Here is a 17,919-nt window from a genome sequence, read left to right on the forward strand (position 1 = left end):
CGGGGGTGCTTGTAAACCAGAGACAAAACCAATCGTGCCGAAAACCTCGGTCCGGACCAACCTCCCCCCCTCCGCTTCCTGCCGTCATAACGGTCTGAAGCCCGGAACCTTCAACTGCACCGCCACACGCGGACGCCCAGCCCGAGTGGGCGGTGGAGCGCTCGAGTTCGCCGCCCGACGGGGGGGGGGGGGGGGGCGTGCGGGGCGTCCCGACGGGCGTGGTGACGACTCCGAGAAGCGAAGATGCTGACTGAGGTAATCGCGCCTGCCCGACTTTGTGGCGACTGGTGCCACCGAACGGCGCATGTAGCTCAACATTCGTCTCGAACGCGGCCAGCAAGCGGGAGCATCCTCAGTTCTTCAGGGGCTGAGCACGAGGACCCGATCAGGCGCTTATCGGTGCGCTCCGGGGGTGAGACCGGTGCCCGATGACCTGTTCGAAGCCGTAGCCGACTGCGAACATGGTGGGCTCATCATAAGGACGTGCCAGTATCTCCATTCCGACGGGCAGTCCGGAGTCGGTCAGGCCGGCCGGTACCGTCATGGAGGGCATCCAGGTCTGTGAACCGATAACCGTGTTCGTGGGAAAGTTCAGGGTGTTCCACAGCCCGGAATCAGTGTCCTCGTGGGTGGGTGGAACCACCTGGCAGGTTGGATAAACCAACGCATCGAGGTTGTCGGCCTCCATGAGATTGACGACCGTTTTCATGAACGCTTCGCGCGCGGTATAGGCGGTGTAGTAGTTCACGTCATTCAGCGGGTCATCGGGTCCGGCTGCCAACGCCTCGAGGAGGTCGAGTTTCTTGTGGTACCGGCCTGAGTCGATGATCTCGGCGACGGTGCGGGCCGGTGGGTCAGGTTTCGATGAGAGCCAAGTGTTGATGTCGTGCTTGGACTTGATCGTGTAAAGGGATGTGCGACCGATCCACCCGGACAGGTCATCGATGGTGACATCGACCAAAGAGGCACCGCCTGCCCTCAACTCCTCGAGCGCGTTGGCCATCACGTGATTGACGGGGGCAGCGTTGGGATCAGTGTCAGCACCGAATGCACTGCGCAGTACACCGATACGTCGCCCCCGTAGGGCGTCGGGGACCAGGCTGTGCACGTACGACGCGGGAGCGCGTGCCACGGAGTAGGCGTAGGTAAGAGGGTCGCTCTGGTCGAAACCGGCCATGACGGTGAAGACCCGTGCAGCGTCTTCCACGGACCGGGCCATCGGCCCGATGGTGTCCTGGGCGCTGACCAGAGGGTTGCATCCGGTTCGACTGATCAAGCCGGGAGTGGAACGAACCCCGACCAGGTTGCAGAATGAGGCGGGTAGCCGCACGGATCCTCCGCAGTCTGTGCCCAGCCCGACGGTCGCGTACCCTGCCGCGATGGCGGCGCCTGTACCGCTGCTTGATCCTCCTGGATCGCGGTCGAGGTCGTAGGGGTTCTTCGTCACCCCGGTATGGGAGGAGTAGCTGAACCACGAAGTGGCCCAGTCAGGCAGTGTCGTTTTCGCGAGGATGATGGCCCCTGCGGCGCGCAGTCTGGCGACAGCTGTTGCGTCTTCCTCCGCGCGGTAGTCAGCGAAGATCTCTGATCCGAACGAGGTCGGCATATCAGCCGTCTCCAGGCAGTCCTTGATGACCATGGGAATACCATGCAAGGGCCCGACCGCTTGGCCGGTTCGGCGGTAAGCATCATCCAACGCGTCAGCTTGTTCCCGGGCGGCCTGATTGATCGTTACGACCGCGTTCAACTGAGGGCCGGCATGGTCGAAAGCCTCGATCCGGGCAAGGTATGCGTCGACCAACTGCCGGGCAGTGACCCGACCGGTGAACAATGCAGCTTGGATTCCCGCGATGTCTGCATGTTCGAGTGGCGTGCCGTTGAGATCCATGACGGTTCTCCCATGAGGGTCGGATGGTGTCCTGCCCCGACGCTAGGACGACCGAGAACTAGCGTCAACCCCGAGCGAGGCAACCCCCGGAAGAGCGGCTGGCCTGCTGGAACTGGTTCGGAGAATCGAAGCGCTGCTCTCGGGAGAGCACCGCGGCCCTGAAGGGTCAGTTCCAGTGAGAACTGCCCCGTAGGCATCACTGCCTTCGTGAAGCCCTCGGCAGGGCCAATGCAGGGGGCCTGACTGTCCCGCGAAGCGTCACCGCTGCCGCTTCACAAGACGGCCACGCTGCCCCTACCGCTACCTGCGAACTGCCGGCGACCCTGCCGGACGCTGTCCGAGCCGATCAGTAGCCGTCGACGGTGGTGACCCGGCGCAGCCGCCAGTCGTCCCACCGCGCATCCGCGTTCATGTCGAACTCCAGGACCGGGGACGCCGGCCCGGTCTGGGCACGGAAGCGCCAGAACCGCGTCGTGACGACACTGCCCAGGCTGCTCCGCCTGCTGTCCTCACCCGGGGAAGTGGTGTCGGGTAGCTGCCTCCTGTCCGTGCTCGACCACGCCAGGGGTTCGCCGATGACCTGCCAGATGCTGCCCCGCCAGCGCAGTGCCAGCGGCGTCCCGGAGGGCAGGAACCGGACGGCGGCCGGCTCGTCGAGAACATGCCACGCACAATTCCCCTTGCCCTCCTGTGGCGCATTCTGGGTCGGTCCTGTCGGTGGTGTGGTGTCCACTGGCTGCGCTGTCATCTGTTGCTCCTCCCTCGCCTTCGACGGTCGTCCTGCAGGGTTAAATAGAACACAGGTTCGATTATTTGGGAAGCTGCAGTCCGGACGGGCAGCAGGAACCGGCGGCCCGCGTGGTACCTGGTGGGCGGCGTCGGGGAATAGGTAGCCGCTACTCGTGCGGAAACGGCAGGAACAGATCAGTGTTGGTGGAGTGGCCAAGGTGGCGCACGGTATGGGGGCTGGGGTAGCTATGGCACGCAACGCATCGATGTCGACGGACCTGCTGACGGTCGCGGAGATAGCTGCCAGTATGCGGGTTTCCAAAATGACGGTGTACCGGTTGGTGCAGTCCGGGGCGATGGAGGGTATCCGCTTCGGTCGCTCCTACCGGGTGTCGAAGGTGGCGGTTCAGCGCTACCTCGACTCCGTCGATCCCGCGCACTGATGCATGTCCCCGGCAGCCGGCAAGCGGAGGCACCTCATGATCCCTGCCCTTGATGCGACCGCGTTCTCGACACTCGTCGAGGATGTCGACCTGGGCGTCGCAGTCGACTTCCTGACCACCTTCAACGCACTCCTGGTCAGCCGGATAGCCCGCATCGAACTGGCCCTCGAGGACCACGACGAAGAGGAGATCTGCACGGCGCTTCTGAGCCTGCACTCCAGTGCGGCGATGGTAGGGGCATCCCAGCTACAGGCATCAGCGGCCCGCGCCCTCACCCAGCATCCAGTGGGATCGGAGCACTGCCGGGAGTTCGTGCTGACGCTCCAGGGACAAGCCGATACGTTCAGGGACGCCGTCGCCGGCTTTCCCGTCCCGGCGATACCCGCGACGGCTGGGCCCTAGCGGGGCCGACGCGTGAACGCGGGATTCCCGTCGACTGGTCCACGTTCCAGACCTGACTGATCAGGGCGCCGGTCGAACCGTGACCAGGCAGGGGAATCCGGTGTTCCAGCTACCACAAGTCATCGGATGCCGACTTGGTCATTACACCTTTTGACACATCAGCTTCCGAACGGCGAGGCTGATGCTTCTGCCCCGGACCGTGGCATGAAGCTTCTATTGCTATGCCTATCGGGGGATTCCATGACACACGCATCCGATCACTCTCCGCAGCTGGTGGCTTCGCGCTTCCCTGCGGATTCCCTCGATCTGACCCGCCCTTCGCTGGTGGGTGACCTGAGCGACCGCGAGGCGGTGATCGCGTTGATGGTCGCCAGTGGACGCACATGCCAGGACATCGCGTCCGACCTTGTCCTTCCGTTGCGAACGGTTCAGGGCCATCTGTACCAAGCCATGACGGTCCTCGGCCTGTCGTCCGTGGAGGAGCTCACCTACGAAGCTGTGGCATCGCACTCCGCCGCTCCTGCCACCGCGGCGCTGGAGACGGAGCCGGCAGGAGCGGGTGCCTACGCTTCACTTGGGCGGTATCCGGACAGGAGCGTCGACGCGCCACCCGGGACTGCATCGAAGCCCTCCACCGCCTCACACCCCGGAGCTCCTACCGCCGGTTCCCAGCTTGGCTCATCGGTACTCGCTGATGTGCCTGAGGTGGAGCCGGCCGCTGGCCAGGAACCGCATGTGCACGCCGCTCCCAGGGATGAGGTGACCGTTTCCCGCGCGCTCCTGCAACGAGAGATCGAGAAGCTGCAGCAACTACAGGAAGCTGTCACCACGCGAGATGCCGTCGGGCAGGCCAAGGGCATCCTGATGGAACGACACAAGATCAGCGCCGAGCGCGCCTTCGCGATCCTGAAGGACGAAAGCACCCGCACCAGCCGCAGACTGTCAGACGTCGCCCAGCAGCTCGTCCACGCGGGGCAGGAAGAACGATGAACCGCGACACCAGGCAGTCCCCGAGCGACGCATCTGAGGCTTCCGGCTGCTAGGCCTACCTCTACACGGCTTACAACAACCCCGGCTCCACGGGAATCAGTCCGCACGCTTCAGGCGCCCCAGGGTGATCCTGATTGGTGTCTTCCTCCTGTGGTGCGTAAGGTCGTTCATACGCCGCGGGGTGGAGCAGTTCGGTAGCTCGCTGGGCTCATAACCCAGAGGTCACAGGTTCAAATCCTGTCCCCGCAACACCTGGGCACCTACTCACGATCGTGTCGAGTAGGTGCCCGAACTTCATTACCCCGGGTTCAACTCGTTGGGGCCGGTGTCGAGGGAAACACCCCGAGTTCGACGATGCTGCGGTACTGGAGCGATGGTGCGAACCCGAGCGGCAGATCATCTTCCGGGTTCCCTGGGTTGATGATGCAGGGACTGTGCAGATCGACCGAGAGTTCCGGGTGGAGCTCACTTCCTCCTGCCGGTCTTCCTCGTCGCGGTCGCCGCAGCCGTGATCCTCGCCCTCTGCATCCACCTCTTCCGCTGGACCCGTCTCACTCCAGCCGGCCTCGGGTTCCGTCGACCCACCGCCCCGCTTTTTCACCTGCTCCGGCAGATACGGGTCACCGTCATTGTGCAACGTGGTGCAGGGCATTCTCCTCGGAAGAGTCAGCGCACGACGATGACGTTGCCAGTGGCGTGATGCAGGACGGCGTGGACCGTGGATCCGAGTCGGGCGCCGAGCGTGTTGCGACCCTTTGCACCGAGGACGACACAGGACGCGGTACGGGCCCGTTCGATGATCGCTCCCGGTGTCGAGGTGGCCGTCGTGGCTTCCTCGGCGATGGTCAGTTGCGTGCCGGTCGGCAGCAGGTTCAGTGATTGCTGGATAATGGGGTCGCGTTCAGCGTCGGCAGAGACGTCCGGCGAGTGCCGGCGGTGGGGGAGTACGTGGAGGAGGTGGAGGGACTGCTTCAGGGTTTCTGCCAGATCCGCGGCCTTGAGCACGGCGCGGTCGCTTTCGGGTGATCCATCCACGGAGACCAGAACGTGGTCCTGGGCGGGCTGGTCCTCGCGCACGACCATGATCGGGCAGGATGCGCTAGCTGCCAGGTGCAGGCTGACGGACCCTACGAGCAATCCGGCGAAACCACCGAGGCCGCGGGTTCCCGTGACGAGCAACGAGGCGTCTGCGGAGAGTGTGGTCAGTACCTCGGCCGGGAAGCCGGTGAGGAGGCGTTGTGTGATCTCGAGGTGAGGCGCAGCCTGTGCGGCGAGCTCGAGGCCTTCAGCAAGCGTCTTCTCGGCTTCGTGCTGCAATCCGCTGTCCTTGATGCCTTCTACCGGGCCCAGGTTGGTGGTGAACAACGGCCATGCCGTGCAGTGGGCGACGAGCAGGGGTATCCCCGTTGCCGAGGCATGCCGGGCCGCCCACCGCACCGCCCGCTGGGATCCGTCGGAGCCGTCGTAACCGACGATGATCGGTTTGGGTGAGGTGCTGGCGTTCATGGTGATACTCCTATGTCGGGTTGCTGCAGTGCCTTCGCGAAATTTCACGTGCCGCGTCCGATCACAGCTAGGTACCCCTAGTGTGCCCTGTCCTTCGCTGCACTACGCGCGGGCGGCACAGCGCGAGGATGACCGCACCCGGACCGCGCGCTGAGCTGATGCAAGAATCGACCTCGTGGTCGTCAGAGCATCGACCGGTGGATCCTCAGATCAGGAATGCTTCCCCGTGGGGTCGCCCCCGTGGCTGTCGCCGGCTTGGCTGGTGACCGTTGTCAGCAGGAACACGGAATCTTCCAATGCCTCCACGCCGTGGCGTACGTGAGTCAGAGCGACGATCTCCCCGGTGCCGACTTCGGACTGGTCCTGCCCGGTGACACGTACCCGCCCCTGGAGAAGATACATACTCGCAGCAGGTGGTGAGTTGTGCTCGGCGAGTGCCTGGCCCGCCTTGAGCCCAAGGATGGTCTGACGCAACGGCCCGTCATGAATCAGGAGTGCGGCGGACCGGCCCTTCTCGGTGGTCACGGCTTCCTGCAAGACCTTGGCCGCGGCCGTCTCAACATTGGGCATAACGTCTCCTGCACTTCGATGTGTTCTTCCGATGCCGCTGATAGGCGCAACACTACGGGCACGCATCTTGAGACACAGTCGATTCACTGTCTGCCCATTACGACAGGTGACTCTCGAGGTCGTCGTTCAACATCGAGCGGGCGGGCAATCTTCTGTAGATGGGGTAGTCAGGCGGTGCCGGATTCTATTGACAGCCCGAAAGGGCGGGCGTAGGTTCTCGCGATGTGCGCCCGGACTGGCGGACACGGCGATGTCGGTCCTGTCAGCGGACCGTCGCCTTCACGGCATCCAATGCTTATTCGGGCAGGATCCGCGGCAATCGGACTCCTGCCGAACTCAGGAGCCTGAAATGAATACTCAGAACAAGTTGTGCTTTTCCCTCCTCGCCACGCTGTCCCTCGTCGCCGGATCGGCGTCGGCCGCCACGGCCTCCGAGGAGGACATCCCGGCACCATGGCCGCCCGCGGAAACCGACGGGTACCAGCCGGCGCCCGCAACCTACTACGAGGACGTCGTGTTCCCGGCGTGCGGCACCACGATCACCTTGAGGGCTGGGGACGTCCAGGACCTGTACGAGAAAGTTCGGGTGAAGCGAGACGGGACCACCGTGATCAAGGTCCGGGGTGAGATGACCACGGATGTGATCGCCGAACCTGGCGGCGATTTCCCTGACGGTGCTTTCCTCGACGAGATCGACAACTCCGGACCGGGCAACGTGTACATCTCGGCGGACGGGTTGACCATTGAGGAGAGAATCGGGGGGCCCTCTGTCGTCTATCCGATCAGTGAGACCGATGCCGCGGCGCTGGCTGCAGCGGGATTCCCCGAGCTCAGCTATTTCGAGGACGGAAAGGTGACCATCAAGACCGTTCTCACCGGTGATGAGAACGCTGTCGAACCCGAATCGACCGAGGTCCTGAAGAACACCACCAGGGATGTGGTCGACCTGTGCCAGGAGCTCAAGGAATCGGCAGGGCCTTCCCACTGATCCCCCACAGCGTTCAGCGGGCCGAATGAGGGGACGACCTGACGCCATTCAGGTCGAAGGAGACCCTCCGCCCGAACAACACCACCGGCACGGAAAGACCCCGTCTCCCATTGGGAGGCGGGGTCTTGGTGATTCTCCGGCCTCTACGTACTCGTCGAACCGGACCTCCATTGAGGGTTTAACCATGGCAACCAGTGCTACGTTCCAACCTTTGAAAGATGAAGAAGTTCTCATTCTGCCTTCACGACGGGCTCATCCGAGTACGTCAGAGTGGCTGTAGCGGATGCGAGCACGACGTCGTAGAGCCCGGCCGCATGCGAAGCACATACAGCCGTTTCGCTCTCAGGGTTCTCCGGCGCCTGTCCGTTGCTTGGTGGGGTGCGAATGAATCAGGCGGGTGAGTCCGATGGATTGTCGATCACTGCGCTGTCGGGCACAGTCCTACTGGCCGCGAAGGAAAGGAAGGAGGGCCATGTCCCCCAGTGTGTGCAGGGGATCCGGTGGTCATGGTTAGTGGAACGTGGCGGCGCTTGTCCATCAGGCGATCGTTCGGGATACTCCTGATCCCGGTGGTGCTCTTGACGGCCATCAGCTTGTCCCTCTGGCAGTTCCTGCGGTCGACGCCGGAGCCACGGTGGGGGTATCTGTTCCTCAGCGACTTCTTCAACCTCGACCGCGAGGTCAACATCCCCACGTGGTTCACGGCGGCACTTTGGCTTGCGGTAGCCGCCGTGGCGGCGGTTTTTGCGCTCAGGGCTCCGAGCCACCGGAGGTCGTGGTGGCTGTTCAGCTCTGTTTCCCTCGTCTTCTCGATCGATGAGTCGACGTCGTTGCACGAGCGGTTGAATCCGGCCGGAGCCGTACTCGCCCAACGGTTCGATATCGGGTTGAGGTACGCATGGGTGATTCCCGGAACCGTCATCGCCTTGGTGCTGGTTCTGCTTCTTCTGCGACTTGTTCTCTCCCTCCCGATGAAGGCACGGATCGGGGTGATCGTCTCCGGGTGTCTGTTTCTCGGGGGCGCGCTGGTAGGAGAGATCTTCAGCGATCTGTCACTCCGGGGCACTTCCTTACTGGAAGTCCCCAACTCGCCCACGTACATTGCCTTCAACGCCGTCGAGGAGTTCCTCGAAATGGCCGGCGTAGCACTGTGCCTCGCATCCCTGGTAAGCCTGGTGCGCTGGCAGCAGGACCAGCGTGAGACTCGGTGGATGGTGACATTCGGTGACGGGTCGCAGCCTCAGGGAGCCCTCGAGGGGTCGATCCCAGCATGAGCTCGTGGTGCACGCGGTGCGCGTGCTGCCGACGACCAGGAATTCCGGTCCACCAGGCTGGCACCGTCCTCACTGTCAGCCTTCGGCCGGACGCCGAGAGACCGGATGACGTTGCTGATACCCGAGGGAGTGGGGCACACAGCGGCTTGCTGGTCCACCCGTCGTGCCCGGCACTGGGAACAGCGGACGTACACGATGAAGCCCTCGGACGTCCTGTGACGGGATTCGGTCATCCAGGAGTGTTCATGGTTCGCGATGGGCGAGCTGGTGGAGTTCTCGATCGTGCCTCGGGTCGTCGTCATGTACTCCACGATGATGTAATGCCCTTATGCATCTCAACCCTTACGGCGAATATGCCGTTCTGCTCGCCGCCTCACTCGCCAATGACTGGCCCGAAGATCGGGCTGCGATCGTGGAGCGCACACGAGAGTTCGGTATGACGATGGCGTTCCCTGCTCATCCAGCCGATCATCCACGGACCCGCACGGTCATCGACGGATGGCTCGACGTGGTCGACGCGCTGACACCGGCTGATCGGGCTTCCTTACTCAACACGCGCATGGCCGCGGTGACGGCGTATCCCCGGCTGACGGACCACGACGGCGAAGGGTGGCATCTTCACTACCGCGACAACAACCAGGCGTTGCCCTCGGTGCTGCAAGCGGTGATCAGCGTCGGGACTGCCCTTCATCTCGTCACCCGCGGAATGCACCGGCTCGGGCGGTGTGCCGCCGACCCGTGCAACCTCGTCATCGTCGACGTCAGCCGCAATGGTCGTCAGCAGTACTGCTCGGTCCGATGTGCCAACCGTGCCGCCGTCCGACGGCACCGTTCACGAACGCAGGGCTGAAGAACAGGAGCAGGCGACCACTCCAGTGTGCCCTTCGTCCCTGATGACGCCGTCCGGCGCAACACAATGGCAGCTAGCTGATTGCCTCGCGTGGTGTTCGCTCCGCCAACTCAGCAGGCGAATTCCCGAAACATCCTGATACGACACGGACGAACCCACGGCATCCTGCTCGTCGCCGCCCGCATCGACGCGCAATCCGTGCAGCGCAAAGACCCCCCGCGCTACGAGGAAATGAACTCGCCGAGCGCGGCCAGGAGGCGGTCGACGTCGTCGTCGTTGTTGTACGGCGCCAGGCCGATCCGCAGGGCGGCGCTGTCCCCGAGATTCAGGCGACGGAAGGCTTCGTACGCGTAGAAAGAACCGGCGGGCGCGAGAATGTTCCGTTCCGCGAGGAATCGGTAGGCATCCGCGGAGGACCGGCCGGGGAACGTCACCAGCAGTGTCGGTGTCCGATCCTGGGCTCTGGAGTGCGGCGTGACGGCGTCGCCCAGGTCGGCCAGCCCTGCCTCGATGCGGGAGCGCAAGGCGTGCTCGTGCTCATCGACCACGTGCGCGGATGCAAGAAGGCGCGCACGGCGGCCGGTCTCGACGCCGGGCGCGATCGAGGCGAGGAAATCCACGGCCGCCGTAGCGCCGGCCATGATCTCGTACGGGAGGGTGCCGAACTCGAACCGCTCGGGAACCTCGTTCGTGGATGGCAGCAGCTTGTCCGGCTGCAGCGACTCCAGCAGCTCCGGGTCGGCCACGAGAACACCGCAGTGAGGTCCGAGGAACTTGTAGGGCGAGCAGGCGAAGAAGTCAGCTCCCAGCGCCTTCACATCGACCGCCGCATGAGCGGTGTAGTGCACCCCGTCCACGTAGACCAGCGCGCCGACCATGTGCGCGGCATCGGCGATGCGGCCCACCGGCGGTTTCGTGCCGAGCAGGTTCGACGCGGCGGTGATCGCCACCAGCTTGGTGCGCTCGGTGATCGCGGCTCTGACGGACGCTTCGTCGATCTCCGCGGTCTCCGGGTCGAAATCGATCCAGCGCACGGTGGCGCCCACCGCGTCGGCTGCTTGCAGCCAGGGGCGGATATTGGAGTCATGATCCAGGCGTGACACGACGACCTCGTCACCCGGCTGCCAGGTCTTGGCAAGGTGGCGGGAGAAGTCGTAGGTGAGCTGCGTGGCGCTTCGCCCGTAGACGACGCCGCCAGGAAGCGCCCCCAGCAGATCGGCCATCGCCTCCCGGAACTCGCGGACCGCCGAGTCGGCGTTCCTCTCCGAGTCCATCACCGAACCGCGATTGGACAGCGGCGCGGTGATGGCGCCGGCTATCGCCGCTCCTACGACGGCGGGGGCCTGCGTTCCGCCGGGGCCGTCGAAATAGGCTGTGCCGGTGAGCAGGGCGGGGAAGTGCGCGCGGAAGGCCTCGATATCCAGGGTCATGCCGCTACTGTCTCAGGTGAGCGTCTATACGGGAAACATCGCGGGCGAGAGCCGACGCGACCGACGTGACCGACGTGACCGACGTGACCGACGTGACCGACGTGACCGACGTGACCGACGTGACCGACGTGACCGACATGACCGAGGAGGGCGACCAGGGCGTCACCTTTGTGCCGGGCATCGAGTAACGCGAGTCTGCGTGACTCCCGCTGTCCTGTGACTGCGGTGGGGGTGCCTGTTCCGGGCGCGTCGCCAACATAGTGACACGGAAGGCTCTACGTGTCCGAGAGCGGTTGGTGTCGGTGTAGGGAGCGAAGTGCTGCACGAAGTTGCTCGGACATGGCCGGGGTGATGACAGCGAGAAACTCTTTCTCCGCTTTCTGGTGAGCGATGTCCGCCGCGTCGTAAGCCAGCACTCCCTGCTCGGTGAGGGCGATGACATTTCGGCGCCTGTCGGCTGGGTCCGGGGTGCGTTCGAGGATGCCTTTGTGTTCGAGTTCGTCGAGGAGCGACACCATCGTTGTCCGGTCAACGCCGAGAAGCCTCGCAACCTCGAGCTGGGATGTTGGCGCGCGGTGCGCGAGTAGCCGAAGTACCCCAAAGTCTTTGCCGTCGATGCCCAGGGGCTCGAGTGCTGTGTCAATTATCGCGGCCAGCCGCAGGAAGGCGTGCTTGAGGAGGTAGGCCAGTGGATCCGAGGGGTCGGGCGAACCTTGATTAGACATGCTCCCACCCTACCCATAGGCTGATCGTCAGTACTGCTGATGATCAGTAGTACACCTTAGTTAGGAGTCCGACATGGCACGGAAGACATGGTTCATTACAGGAGCGTCCCGCGGGCTCGGTCGGATCTGGACGGAGGCGGCCCTCGAGCGGGGAGACAAAGTTGCTGCAACCGCGCGCAGGGTAGAGGACTTGGATGATCTTGTAGGGCGGTTCGGTGATGCCGTTCTGCCCCTTCGGCTCGATGTCACTGACCCTGCTCAGGTCGAGCACGCTGTCTCCCTGGCTCAAGCGCATTTCGGTAGGCTGGACGTCGTCCTGAACAACGCCGGCTACACGCTCGTCGGGACAGTCGAAGAAGCCTCGCACGTCGACATTCGCGCGCTCTTCGATACCAACTTTTTCGGCGCGATCAGTGTCATTCAGGCAGTACTGCCACAACTGAGGAAGCAGCGCGGTGGTCACATCATCACGGTGTCCAGTTCCCTGGGCGTGAGCCCATTGCCCGTCATCGGCTACTACTGCGCGACGAAAGCCGCGATCGAATCCATTCACGAGAGCCTCGCGCTCGAGGTTGAGGAGTTCGGCATCAAGGTGACCCTGATCGAACCCGGCGCGTACGCGACTGGTTTCGGTAGCGCTGCCTCCCTGAAGGCCAGTGCGGGGATGAAGGTGTACGACGACGTTCGGACTCGTCTCTTTGCGAGCGTGACCAGCGAGGAGCATCGCGACCCTCACGGTACGACGCACGCCGTCCTGACTCTCGTCGATGCCGATGAACCGCCCCTGCGGTTCGCGCTCGGAGCCACTGTCCTCCCAGCGGCACGTACAGCATTCGCCGAGCGAATCGCGACGTGGGAAGCATGGCAGGAAGTATCCAGCACAGCATGACGCGCTGCGATCCGCCTAGTCCCTCAACTCCAGTAAAGGCATATACAGGTTCCGCCTGACTCCTGCAAAAATCAGCGGAATCGAAGAGATAGGTCGGATTGCTAGTGCGTCACCCGCCGGCGTCACTGACGTCGGTGTCATCGGTATCGTTGGCGCGGCTTCGATCGACAGGGAGATCGGGCCGGGGTGTGGTGGTCCTCCGTCCTTGCAGGCGAGTTTGAGGATTGGTTCAGGCGACTGCGAAACCTGACATGTGCAATTGGCAGGAGGGCTCGAAGGTGGTGCATAAGCCGCGTGCGAAGCACCATCATAGTTTTGCACTGAGCGCGACAAATTTTGCTACCCGCCTGAAGTGCGCCCATGCGCATCACCGGTTGCCCGTCAGGCGTCCAGTCAAAGGTCGTCTTGATGCCGAGGGTTCCTTCGAGGGCTGGCGCTGATCCGAGGAGAGAGATATGTGCCGCTGTCAGGATGATGAGCGGTGTTGACCATGCAACGCGACGACGCACGGCTAGATCCTTTTTCTGATGTATGAGTATGGCTGTTACTAACGGCGGGCCGGTCAGCTGGCCAGGGTGGCGTAGATGACGTAGTTGTCGTCGAATTCGCCGGTTTCGGGGTCGTATCCGTCGCAGGTGGTGAGGCGTAGTTCGGCTCCGGCGGTGTTGCCGTACACCTCTTGGGTGGGAAACTCGTTTTTGGGGTATTGCTCGCCGCGGTTGAAGGTGAACGTCGCGGTGATGCCGTCTTCGCGCAGTACCTCGATGGTGTCGCCGGCCTTGAGTGCGCGGAGGTCGGCGAAGATTCCGGGTCCGCCGTCGGTGGCGTTGACGTGTCCCAAGAGGACCGCGGGCCCGCGTTCGCCGGGGGTGAGTGACTGGTTGTACCAACTCGCTGGTGCGCCGGGCCCATCCGGAGGCACCTCCAGGGATCCGTTCTCCCGCAACCCGGTCCTGAGAAGGTCCGATCGGGCGCCGGTCGAGGGAATGGAAAAGGATACGGGCGCTGATGCTGGCAAAACTGCCGGCATCTCGGGTGCGGGCGGTGTCCCCGGCGCCGGGGCGGTAGTCGCTGGTGGCGGTGTTGCCACCGGTGCCGCTGGAGCCGAATCAGCCGGTGTAGGTAAGGGTGTTGACCCAATTGTCGGAGCTGCAGAGGTGCCGCTATCAGCATTCGTGCCGGTGCCGGTGTCGGTCCTGGTGGGGGTGGAGCAGCCGGTGAGGATTAACAGAGCGACCGCCGCAGACACCAGGTGGTGTTTGCGGCGGTCGCTGGGTGAGCTGATCATCAGGGTTTTTTCCGTGGTCCGATCAGATCGTTCTGCTGAGACTGCTGGTCGTGCCGTTATCCGTTACGGGGCGGATGGGTTGGTGCTTGTTATGCGTTGTTGCGGCGGATCATGTAGGTTCCGCCGGCTGCGGCGGCGAGGACGAGTCCGCCACCGAGGGCGAGGACGCCAGTGTTGGAGCCGGTCTCAGTAGCTACACCGGTGTCGGCGCCGCCGTTGGGCATGGCACCCATCTGCTGCTCGGTGAGGACACCGCACAGTGCGGGCGAGGTCGCGCCCAGGGGCAGCGAGGGCTCGAGGTCGCTCGGTGCGTTGAACGCCTCGGCGGTGGCGGTGACCGTGGCGGGGTCCAGGCCGTGGACGACGACGACAGCGGTGCCGGCGGCAAGGGCTTCCTGCGTGGGCATGTCCAGGGTAATTTCGCGCTGGATGGTGTAGGTGCCGCCCTGTCCGCCGAGCGCGAGGTTCAGGCCCTCGGCCGGGGTCGTGGCACCGGAGGTGGTCAGCGTGGTGAGGATGCCACCGTAGGATGCTGCGCCGTCGGTGGTGCTGAGGATACCGTCGCCATTGGCGTCAGCGGCCGTGGTGGGGCACTGGCCGAGTGCTCCGCCGTGGATGTGCTGGACGTGGGGGTACGGTGCGTCCATGAAGGTTTGGGCAAGACCGGAGACCTGCAGGTTTACGGTCGCCTTGTCACCCTTGACGTCGAGGCTGATCGTGCCCGTACCGGTCGTGCCGCTGAGCTGACCCAGGGTCGAGGAGTAGGTGCCGTCGTGGGCGGCCATGGCCGGCGATCCTGCCATAGCGACAGCGCTGATGGCGAGGGCCGGTACTGCAAGGAAACGCATCTTCTTGTTCATGGGATCTATGTCCTTCACTGTGCGATGAGAACGAGTCCGGATCCGGAGTCGCACTGACTGTGATTCGGCGCACAATGTCGCACGGATGGCTGCCCCCAGGAACCAATACCTACCAGAATAATCCGGCGCGTCGTTGTGCCTTCCTCCTACCGGCTCACCATAGGCATGCACCAGTCACAATAGATAGCTTGCGTACCAACAAGCGAACGCCCCGTAGCACAAGCGAGGCCCGTGCTATGGGTCTTACCTTGCCCTCCTGGCTCCGCGGAAGATCGGCGCCCTTGTGCCGGCCAACTGGGGAGGCTGGCCCGATTAATTCGATCGGGGCGCCAGAAAACTAACGCACGACACCCTCGGCGGATGTGGAAGAACCGTAGGAGGACTGCCGGAGGTGATGGCGCCGGTTTGTGCTTCAAGATCTGGATCTGGAGGGGATGAACACCTCGAACGCGCCCGGACAAGAGGCGGTTACCGATGAGTAAACTTTCGCGGGTGTTTCACAGGCCTGGCCTGTACAGTCATCCCCATCTTCACGTGCGAGTGGGGACTGACCCGGTCCGCCGGGTCCGAGCGTCGACGAACATCAAAGGGACCTCCGTCCCGATGTTCGCCGGCGCTCCTTCATTTCTCCCGCCCGTATCTCCGACAGCCTATGAACAGGGGCGCTCGACCCATCTCTCGTCGCCGGTGTGACGAATTCCATATATCGGGCTTGTGGCATCGGTGGTTCACCTTCGATCTGTCGCCAGTGTTGGTGCTTCCCTAGTCGCTCCGGCGGAGGGCACGATCGTGATCACCCGCAAAAAGATCCTCAGTACTGCTGTGGTCGGCGCTCTCATCGAAGAGGCCGGACTCGTCGCGGCAGGACCGTGGGGTGCCTTGCATTCATCATGATTCCCCTGTTCAGCACATCGAGAATCAGCGCCCCGTCTTCCCTGGTGTTCATATAACGAAACTTCACCGGCTGAGGCCCTTGGCTTCAACCTTGCCAGGTCAAGCCCGTCGTATCTGCCCCCTTGCTGGCGGCACACTATGGTTTCGGGTCCTGGGAATGGGCGGAAGTGGTGCGGGTGGTGATCCACTGCCGGGCGTCGAGGTTCGCGATGCGCCGGTAGAGGGTGGCCCGGGACATGCCGAGGTCACGGGCGACATGAGACGCGGGCTGACCCTGTTCGATGAGCCGACGTGCGTTCGCGATCTGGCTGTCGGAGAATGCCGGGCGCCGGCCGCCAAGGTCCATGCCGGCATCACGACGCTTCGTGTTGGAATCATTGACGCGTTCGCGTTTGATCTCGAGTTCCATCTGCGCGAGGGCCGCCATGACGGTGAAGACCATTGATCCCATCGGTGTGCCGGTGTCCACGTTGCCGCCGCCGAAGTTCAGCACGCGCAAGTTCACCTGGCGTAGTCGGAGTTCATCGGCCAGGGCGAGCATGTTCGACGTCGACCGGCCGAGCCGGTCGAGGGTGGTGACGATCAGGGTATCGCCCTCCTGCAACGCGCCGAGAGCCTTGTCGAACTGCGGCCGGCGGGCATGGGCGCCACTCACCTCATGATCGACATAGAGGTCATCGCGCCGGACGCCGGTGGCCAGCAGGTCGGTGACCTGACGGTCCGAGTCCTGCGCGCGCGTCGACACTCTCGCGTACCCGATTAGGTTGCCCATACCACTTCTCCACACCGATGCCGCAGAAACTGTCTCGCAATCAACGCTTCTACCACGATTCCCAACTCTAGCTTGTGAGACAGGGTAGCAAGACATGACAGGAGTAGTAATGGCGGGGGAGTAGTTGTGTCTCGACGAAGTGTCTTGTTACCCATCGGTAGCGAGACGGTAGCTGTAGTTGCTTGTTGGAGGTCTAGAGGCGCATCCACAAGTGGATGGTCTTGGGCTCCACCCTTCGGGCTCAATCGTTCATAGGTGGGTGACCCTACGGACTCAGGCGGATCTAAGGGCCCCATAGTTGCGGCCCTATACAGGCCTTCGGTTCCGCAAGGACCAAGTCGTAATGGTGCTGGTGAATCGCACGAAGCCGGATTACCGATATCAGCGCAAATGACAATTCTTAGTGGCACGGCAAGCTCTTCGGCACCAACTTCCAACTGCTCGTTCTGCCTCGTCCTGTCTAGGCGGCCCATTCCTGCAGTCCTCGCCCAAGAAACTGGCCGGTGAAGGTACGGTCGGTTCGGACTCTGGTCGGCTTGAATACGTCCAAGCAAAGGATTCTTCGCTTGGACAGCTGGGCAACGGTCGGAAGCCCCCTTGGTGTACGCATATGGCACCTTTCCGTACATTCTCACCGTCCGGTTCATGCGCTCATTGCTCGCTGGAGTGTTGGCTGCTCGCTGGAGTGTTGGCGCGCACCACGACTCCGGTTGGAGGATGAGGGTCGAGCGACCGGCTTGCGGGACGCTGGTCTTCAGCTGACACCCTTCCTTACAGTATTGGTATGGGAGTGATCGATGAAGGTCTTCTGACCTGGCGTCCGTTGGCTGCCGCCGACCTCGCCCTGCTGGCCGAGTGGTTGGGTGAGCCGCAGGTCGCGCGGTGGTGGAACAACGAGTACACGGTTGAGGCCGTCGAGCGTGACTTCGGACCGAGCGTGCGGGGCGAGGAACCGGGAGAGGACCTGATCATGTCGCTCAACGGCCGCCCCTTCGGGTTGCTGCAGCGCTCAGTGATTCACGACTACCCCGAGGACCTGGCCGAGTTTGAGACGCTCGTCGACGTGCCGGAGGGCGCAGTCGAGCTCGACTACCTCATAGCTGATGCCGCCTTACGCGGTGGTGGGCTCGGCTCACGGATGCTCGCCCACGCGGTTCAGAGGACCTGGAGCGATTACCCGGTCGCACCCGCTGTGCTTGTCGCCGTGGTGGCCGCGAATACTGCCTCGTGGCGGGCTCTTGAGAAGGCGGGGCTGCAGCGGATCGCCGAAGGGCCGATGTCGCCAGAAAATCCGGTGGACGACCCGTTGCACTACGTGTACCGCATCGATCGCCCCTGACACTCACATCTTCAGCCAGTCAGAGCGCCCGGTCACGCTTCGCTGGTCGATCCTCCAGTGGGGTTGTGCTGTCAGCGTAGGC

18 protein-coding genes and 1 tRNA gene are annotated in these 17,919 nt (G+C 63.5%); 10 read left to right on the forward strand and 9 right to left on the reverse strand.

What is annotated here, in order from left to right:
- Positions 1–385: 385 nt before the first annotated feature.
- Together ACX80K_RS12665 and ACX80K_RS12670 are read right to left on the reverse strand one after the other, a co-directional pair.
- Positions 386–1,888, reverse strand: coding sequence for an amidase (locus ACX80K_RS12665; protein WP_459272236.1), 1,503 nt, complete (start codon positions 1,886–1,888; stop codon positions 386–388).
- A gap of 346 nt (positions 1,889–2,234) precedes the next feature.
- Positions 2,235–2,636, reverse strand: coding sequence for a hypothetical protein (locus ACX80K_RS12670; RefSeq protein WP_459272237.1), 402 nt, complete (start codon positions 2,634–2,636; stop codon positions 2,235–2,237).
- A 229-nt stretch (positions 2,637–2,865) separates the two neighbouring features.
- Between ACX80K_RS12670 and ACX80K_RS12675 the strand changes: the two genes are divergently transcribed.
- The 4 genes from ACX80K_RS12675 (at position 2,866) to ACX80K_RS12690 (ending at position 4,701) form a co-directional block, all read left to right on the forward strand.
- Positions 2,866–3,060: an excisionase family DNA-binding protein gene (locus ACX80K_RS12675; RefSeq protein ID WP_459272238.1), complete on the forward strand. Its 195-nt coding sequence runs from the start codon at positions 2,866–2,868 to the stop codon at positions 3,058–3,060.
- Between the two features lie 36 nt (positions 3,061–3,096).
- Complete coding sequence (locus ACX80K_RS12680) at positions 3,097–3,462, forward strand: Hpt domain-containing protein (RefSeq protein ID WP_459272239.1); 366 nt, start codon at positions 3,097–3,099, stop codon at positions 3,460–3,462.
- 240 nt (positions 3,463–3,702) lie between these two features.
- Positions 3,703–4,452, forward strand: coding sequence for an ANTAR domain-containing protein (locus tag ACX80K_RS12685; RefSeq protein WP_459272240.1), 750 nt, complete (start codon positions 3,703–3,705; stop codon positions 4,450–4,452).
- A 175-nt stretch (positions 4,453–4,627) separates the two neighbouring features.
- A tRNA-Met gene (locus tag ACX80K_RS12690) sits at positions 4,628–4,701 on the forward strand.
- Positions 4,702–5,118: 417 nt separating this feature from the next.
- Here ACX80K_RS12690 and ACX80K_RS12695 read toward each other — a convergent pair.
- On the reverse strand, positions 5,119–5,958 hold the full coding sequence (locus tag ACX80K_RS12695; protein ID WP_459272241.1) for a universal stress protein: 840 nt from the start codon (positions 5,956–5,958) through the stop codon (positions 5,119–5,121).
- 210 nt (positions 5,959–6,168) lie between these two features.
- Positions 6,169–6,528: a cupin domain-containing protein gene (locus tag ACX80K_RS12700; protein WP_459272242.1), complete on the reverse strand. Its 360-nt coding sequence runs from the start codon at positions 6,526–6,528 to the stop codon at positions 6,169–6,171.
- 250 nt (positions 6,529–6,778) lie between these two features.
- Between ACX80K_RS12700 and ACX80K_RS12705 the strand changes: the two genes are divergently transcribed.
- From ACX80K_RS12705 to ACX80K_RS12715, 3 genes are all read left to right on the forward strand, one after another.
- Positions 6,779–7,516 (forward strand): hypothetical protein, encoded by a 738-nt coding sequence (locus ACX80K_RS12705; RefSeq protein WP_459272243.1) that lies wholly within the window; start codon positions 6,779–6,781, stop codon positions 7,514–7,516.
- A gap of 530 nt (positions 7,517–8,046) precedes the next feature.
- Positions 8,047–8,790 carry a hypothetical protein gene (locus ACX80K_RS12710; RefSeq protein WP_459272244.1) on the forward strand — a complete coding sequence of 248 codons (744 nt, stop codon included), beginning with the start codon at positions 8,047–8,049 and terminating at the stop codon, positions 8,788–8,790.
- Between the two features lie 328 nt (positions 8,791–9,118).
- Positions 9,119–9,640, forward strand: coding sequence for a CGNR zinc finger domain-containing protein (locus ACX80K_RS12715; protein ID WP_459272245.1), 522 nt, complete (start codon positions 9,119–9,121; stop codon positions 9,638–9,640).
- A 221-nt stretch (positions 9,641–9,861) separates the two neighbouring features.
- Here ACX80K_RS12715 and ACX80K_RS12720 read toward each other — a convergent pair whose 3' ends face one another.
- Entirely contained in the window at positions 9,862–11,070 is a 1,209-nt protein-coding gene (locus ACX80K_RS12720; RefSeq protein WP_459272246.1) for a cysteine desulfurase-like protein, read from the reverse strand.
- Positions 11,071–11,135: 65 nt separating this feature from the next.
- On the opposite strand from ACX80K_RS12720, the gene ACX80K_RS12725 reads away from it, so the two are divergent.
- Positions 11,136–11,258, forward strand: a complete 123-nt coding sequence (locus ACX80K_RS12725; protein ID WP_459272247.1) for a hypothetical protein — start codon at positions 11,136–11,138, stop codon at positions 11,256–11,258.
- Positions 11,259–11,345: 87 nt separating this feature from the next.
- Here the strand turns inward: ACX80K_RS12725 and ACX80K_RS12730 are convergent, their stop codons facing one another.
- The gene (locus tag ACX80K_RS12730; protein WP_459272248.1) at positions 11,346–11,795 is read right to left on the reverse strand and encodes a MarR family winged helix-turn-helix transcriptional regulator; all 450 of its coding nucleotides are present in this window, start codon (positions 11,793–11,795) and stop codon (positions 11,346–11,348) included.
- A 73-nt stretch (positions 11,796–11,868) separates the two neighbouring features.
- On the opposite strand from ACX80K_RS12730, the gene ACX80K_RS12735 reads away from it, so the two are divergent.
- Complete coding sequence (locus ACX80K_RS12735; RefSeq protein ID WP_459272249.1) at positions 11,869–12,684, forward strand: SDR family NAD(P)-dependent oxidoreductase; 816 nt, start codon at positions 11,869–11,871, stop codon at positions 12,682–12,684.
- Between the two features lie 562 nt (positions 12,685–13,246).
- On the opposite strand, the gene ACX80K_RS12740 is transcribed toward ACX80K_RS12735, so the two are convergent.
- The 3 genes from ACX80K_RS12740 to ACX80K_RS12750 form a co-directional block, all read right to left on the reverse strand.
- Positions 13,247–13,714: a class F sortase gene (locus tag ACX80K_RS12740; protein WP_459272373.1), complete on the reverse strand. Its 468-nt coding sequence runs from the start codon at positions 13,712–13,714 to the stop codon at positions 13,247–13,249.
- Positions 13,715–14,061: 347 nt separating this feature from the next.
- A complete protein-coding gene (locus ACX80K_RS12745) occupies positions 14,062–14,832 on the reverse strand; it encodes a hypothetical protein (RefSeq protein ID WP_459272250.1) in 771 nt (256 codons plus the stop codon).
- Positions 14,833–15,862: 1,030 nt separating this feature from the next.
- Positions 15,863–16,498: a recombinase family protein gene (locus ACX80K_RS12750; protein ID WP_459272252.1), complete on the reverse strand. Its 636-nt coding sequence runs from the start codon at positions 16,496–16,498 to the stop codon at positions 15,863–15,865.
- A gap of 784 nt (positions 16,499–17,282) precedes the next feature.
- Between ACX80K_RS12750 and ACX80K_RS12755 the strand changes: the two genes are divergently transcribed.
- Entirely contained in the window at positions 17,283–17,837 is a 555-nt protein-coding gene (locus ACX80K_RS12755; RefSeq protein WP_459272253.1) for a GNAT family N-acetyltransferase, read from the forward strand.
- Positions 17,838–17,919 lie beyond the last annotated feature (82 nt).

The sequence above is a fragment of the Arthrobacter sorbitolis genome, assembly GCF_054510995.1.

Bases quoted from the DNA above. Each gene is read 5' to 3' on its own strand.
- ACX80K_RS12685 (WP_459272240.1), top strand. From the start codon at position 3,703: ATGACACACGCATCCGATCACTCTCCGCAGCTGGTGGCTTCGCGCTTC.
- ACX80K_RS12675 (WP_459272238.1), top strand. From the start codon at position 2,866: ATGGCACGCAACGCATCGATGTCGACGGACCTGCTGACGGTCGCGGAG.
- ACX80K_RS12700 (WP_459272242.1), bottom strand. From the start codon at position 6,528: ATGCCCAATGTTGAGACGGCCGCGGCCAAGGTCTTGCAGGAAGCCGTG.
- ACX80K_RS12720 (WP_459272246.1), bottom strand. From the start codon at position 11,070: ATGACCCTGGATATCGAGGCCTTCCGCGCGCACTTCCCCGCCCTGCTC.
- ACX80K_RS12665 (WP_459272236.1), bottom strand. From the start codon at position 1,888: ATGGATCTCAACGGCACGCCACTCGAACATGCAGACATCGCGGGAATC.
- ACX80K_RS12715 (WP_459272245.1), top strand. From the start codon at position 9,119: ATGCATCTCAACCCTTACGGCGAATATGCCGTTCTGCTCGCCGCCTCA.
- ACX80K_RS12705 (WP_459272243.1), top strand. From the start codon at position 6,779: ATGTCGGTCCTGTCAGCGGACCGTCGCCTTCACGGCATCCAATGCTTA.
- ACX80K_RS12730 (WP_459272248.1), bottom strand. From the start codon at position 11,795: ATGTCTAATCAAGGTTCGCCCGACCCCTCGGATCCACTGGCCTACCTC.
- ACX80K_RS12695 (WP_459272241.1), bottom strand. From the start codon at position 5,958: ATGAACGCCAGCACCTCACCCAAACCGATCATCGTCGGTTACGACGGC.
- ACX80K_RS12670 (WP_459272237.1), bottom strand. From the start codon at position 2,636: ATGACAGCGCAGCCAGTGGACACCACACCACCGACAGGACCGACCCAG.
- ACX80K_RS12745 (WP_459272250.1), bottom strand. From the start codon at position 14,832: ATGAACAAGAAGATGCGTTTCCTTGCAGTACCGGCCCTCGCCATCAGC.
- ACX80K_RS12755 (WP_459272253.1), top strand. From the start codon at position 17,283: ATGGGAGTGATCGATGAAGGTCTTCTGACCTGGCGTCCGTTGGCTGCC.
- ACX80K_RS12735 (WP_459272249.1), top strand. From the start codon at position 11,869: ATGGCACGGAAGACATGGTTCATTACAGGAGCGTCCCGCGGGCTCGGT.
- ACX80K_RS12740 (WP_459272373.1), bottom strand. From the start codon at position 13,714: ATGCCGGCAGTTTTGCCAGCATCAGCGCCCGTATCCTTTTCCATTCCC.
- ACX80K_RS12750 (WP_459272252.1), bottom strand. From the start codon at position 16,498: ATGGGCAACCTAATCGGGTACGCGAGAGTGTCGACGCGCGCGCAGGAC.
- ACX80K_RS12680 (WP_459272239.1), top strand. From the start codon at position 3,097: ATGATCCCTGCCCTTGATGCGACCGCGTTCTCGACACTCGTCGAGGAT.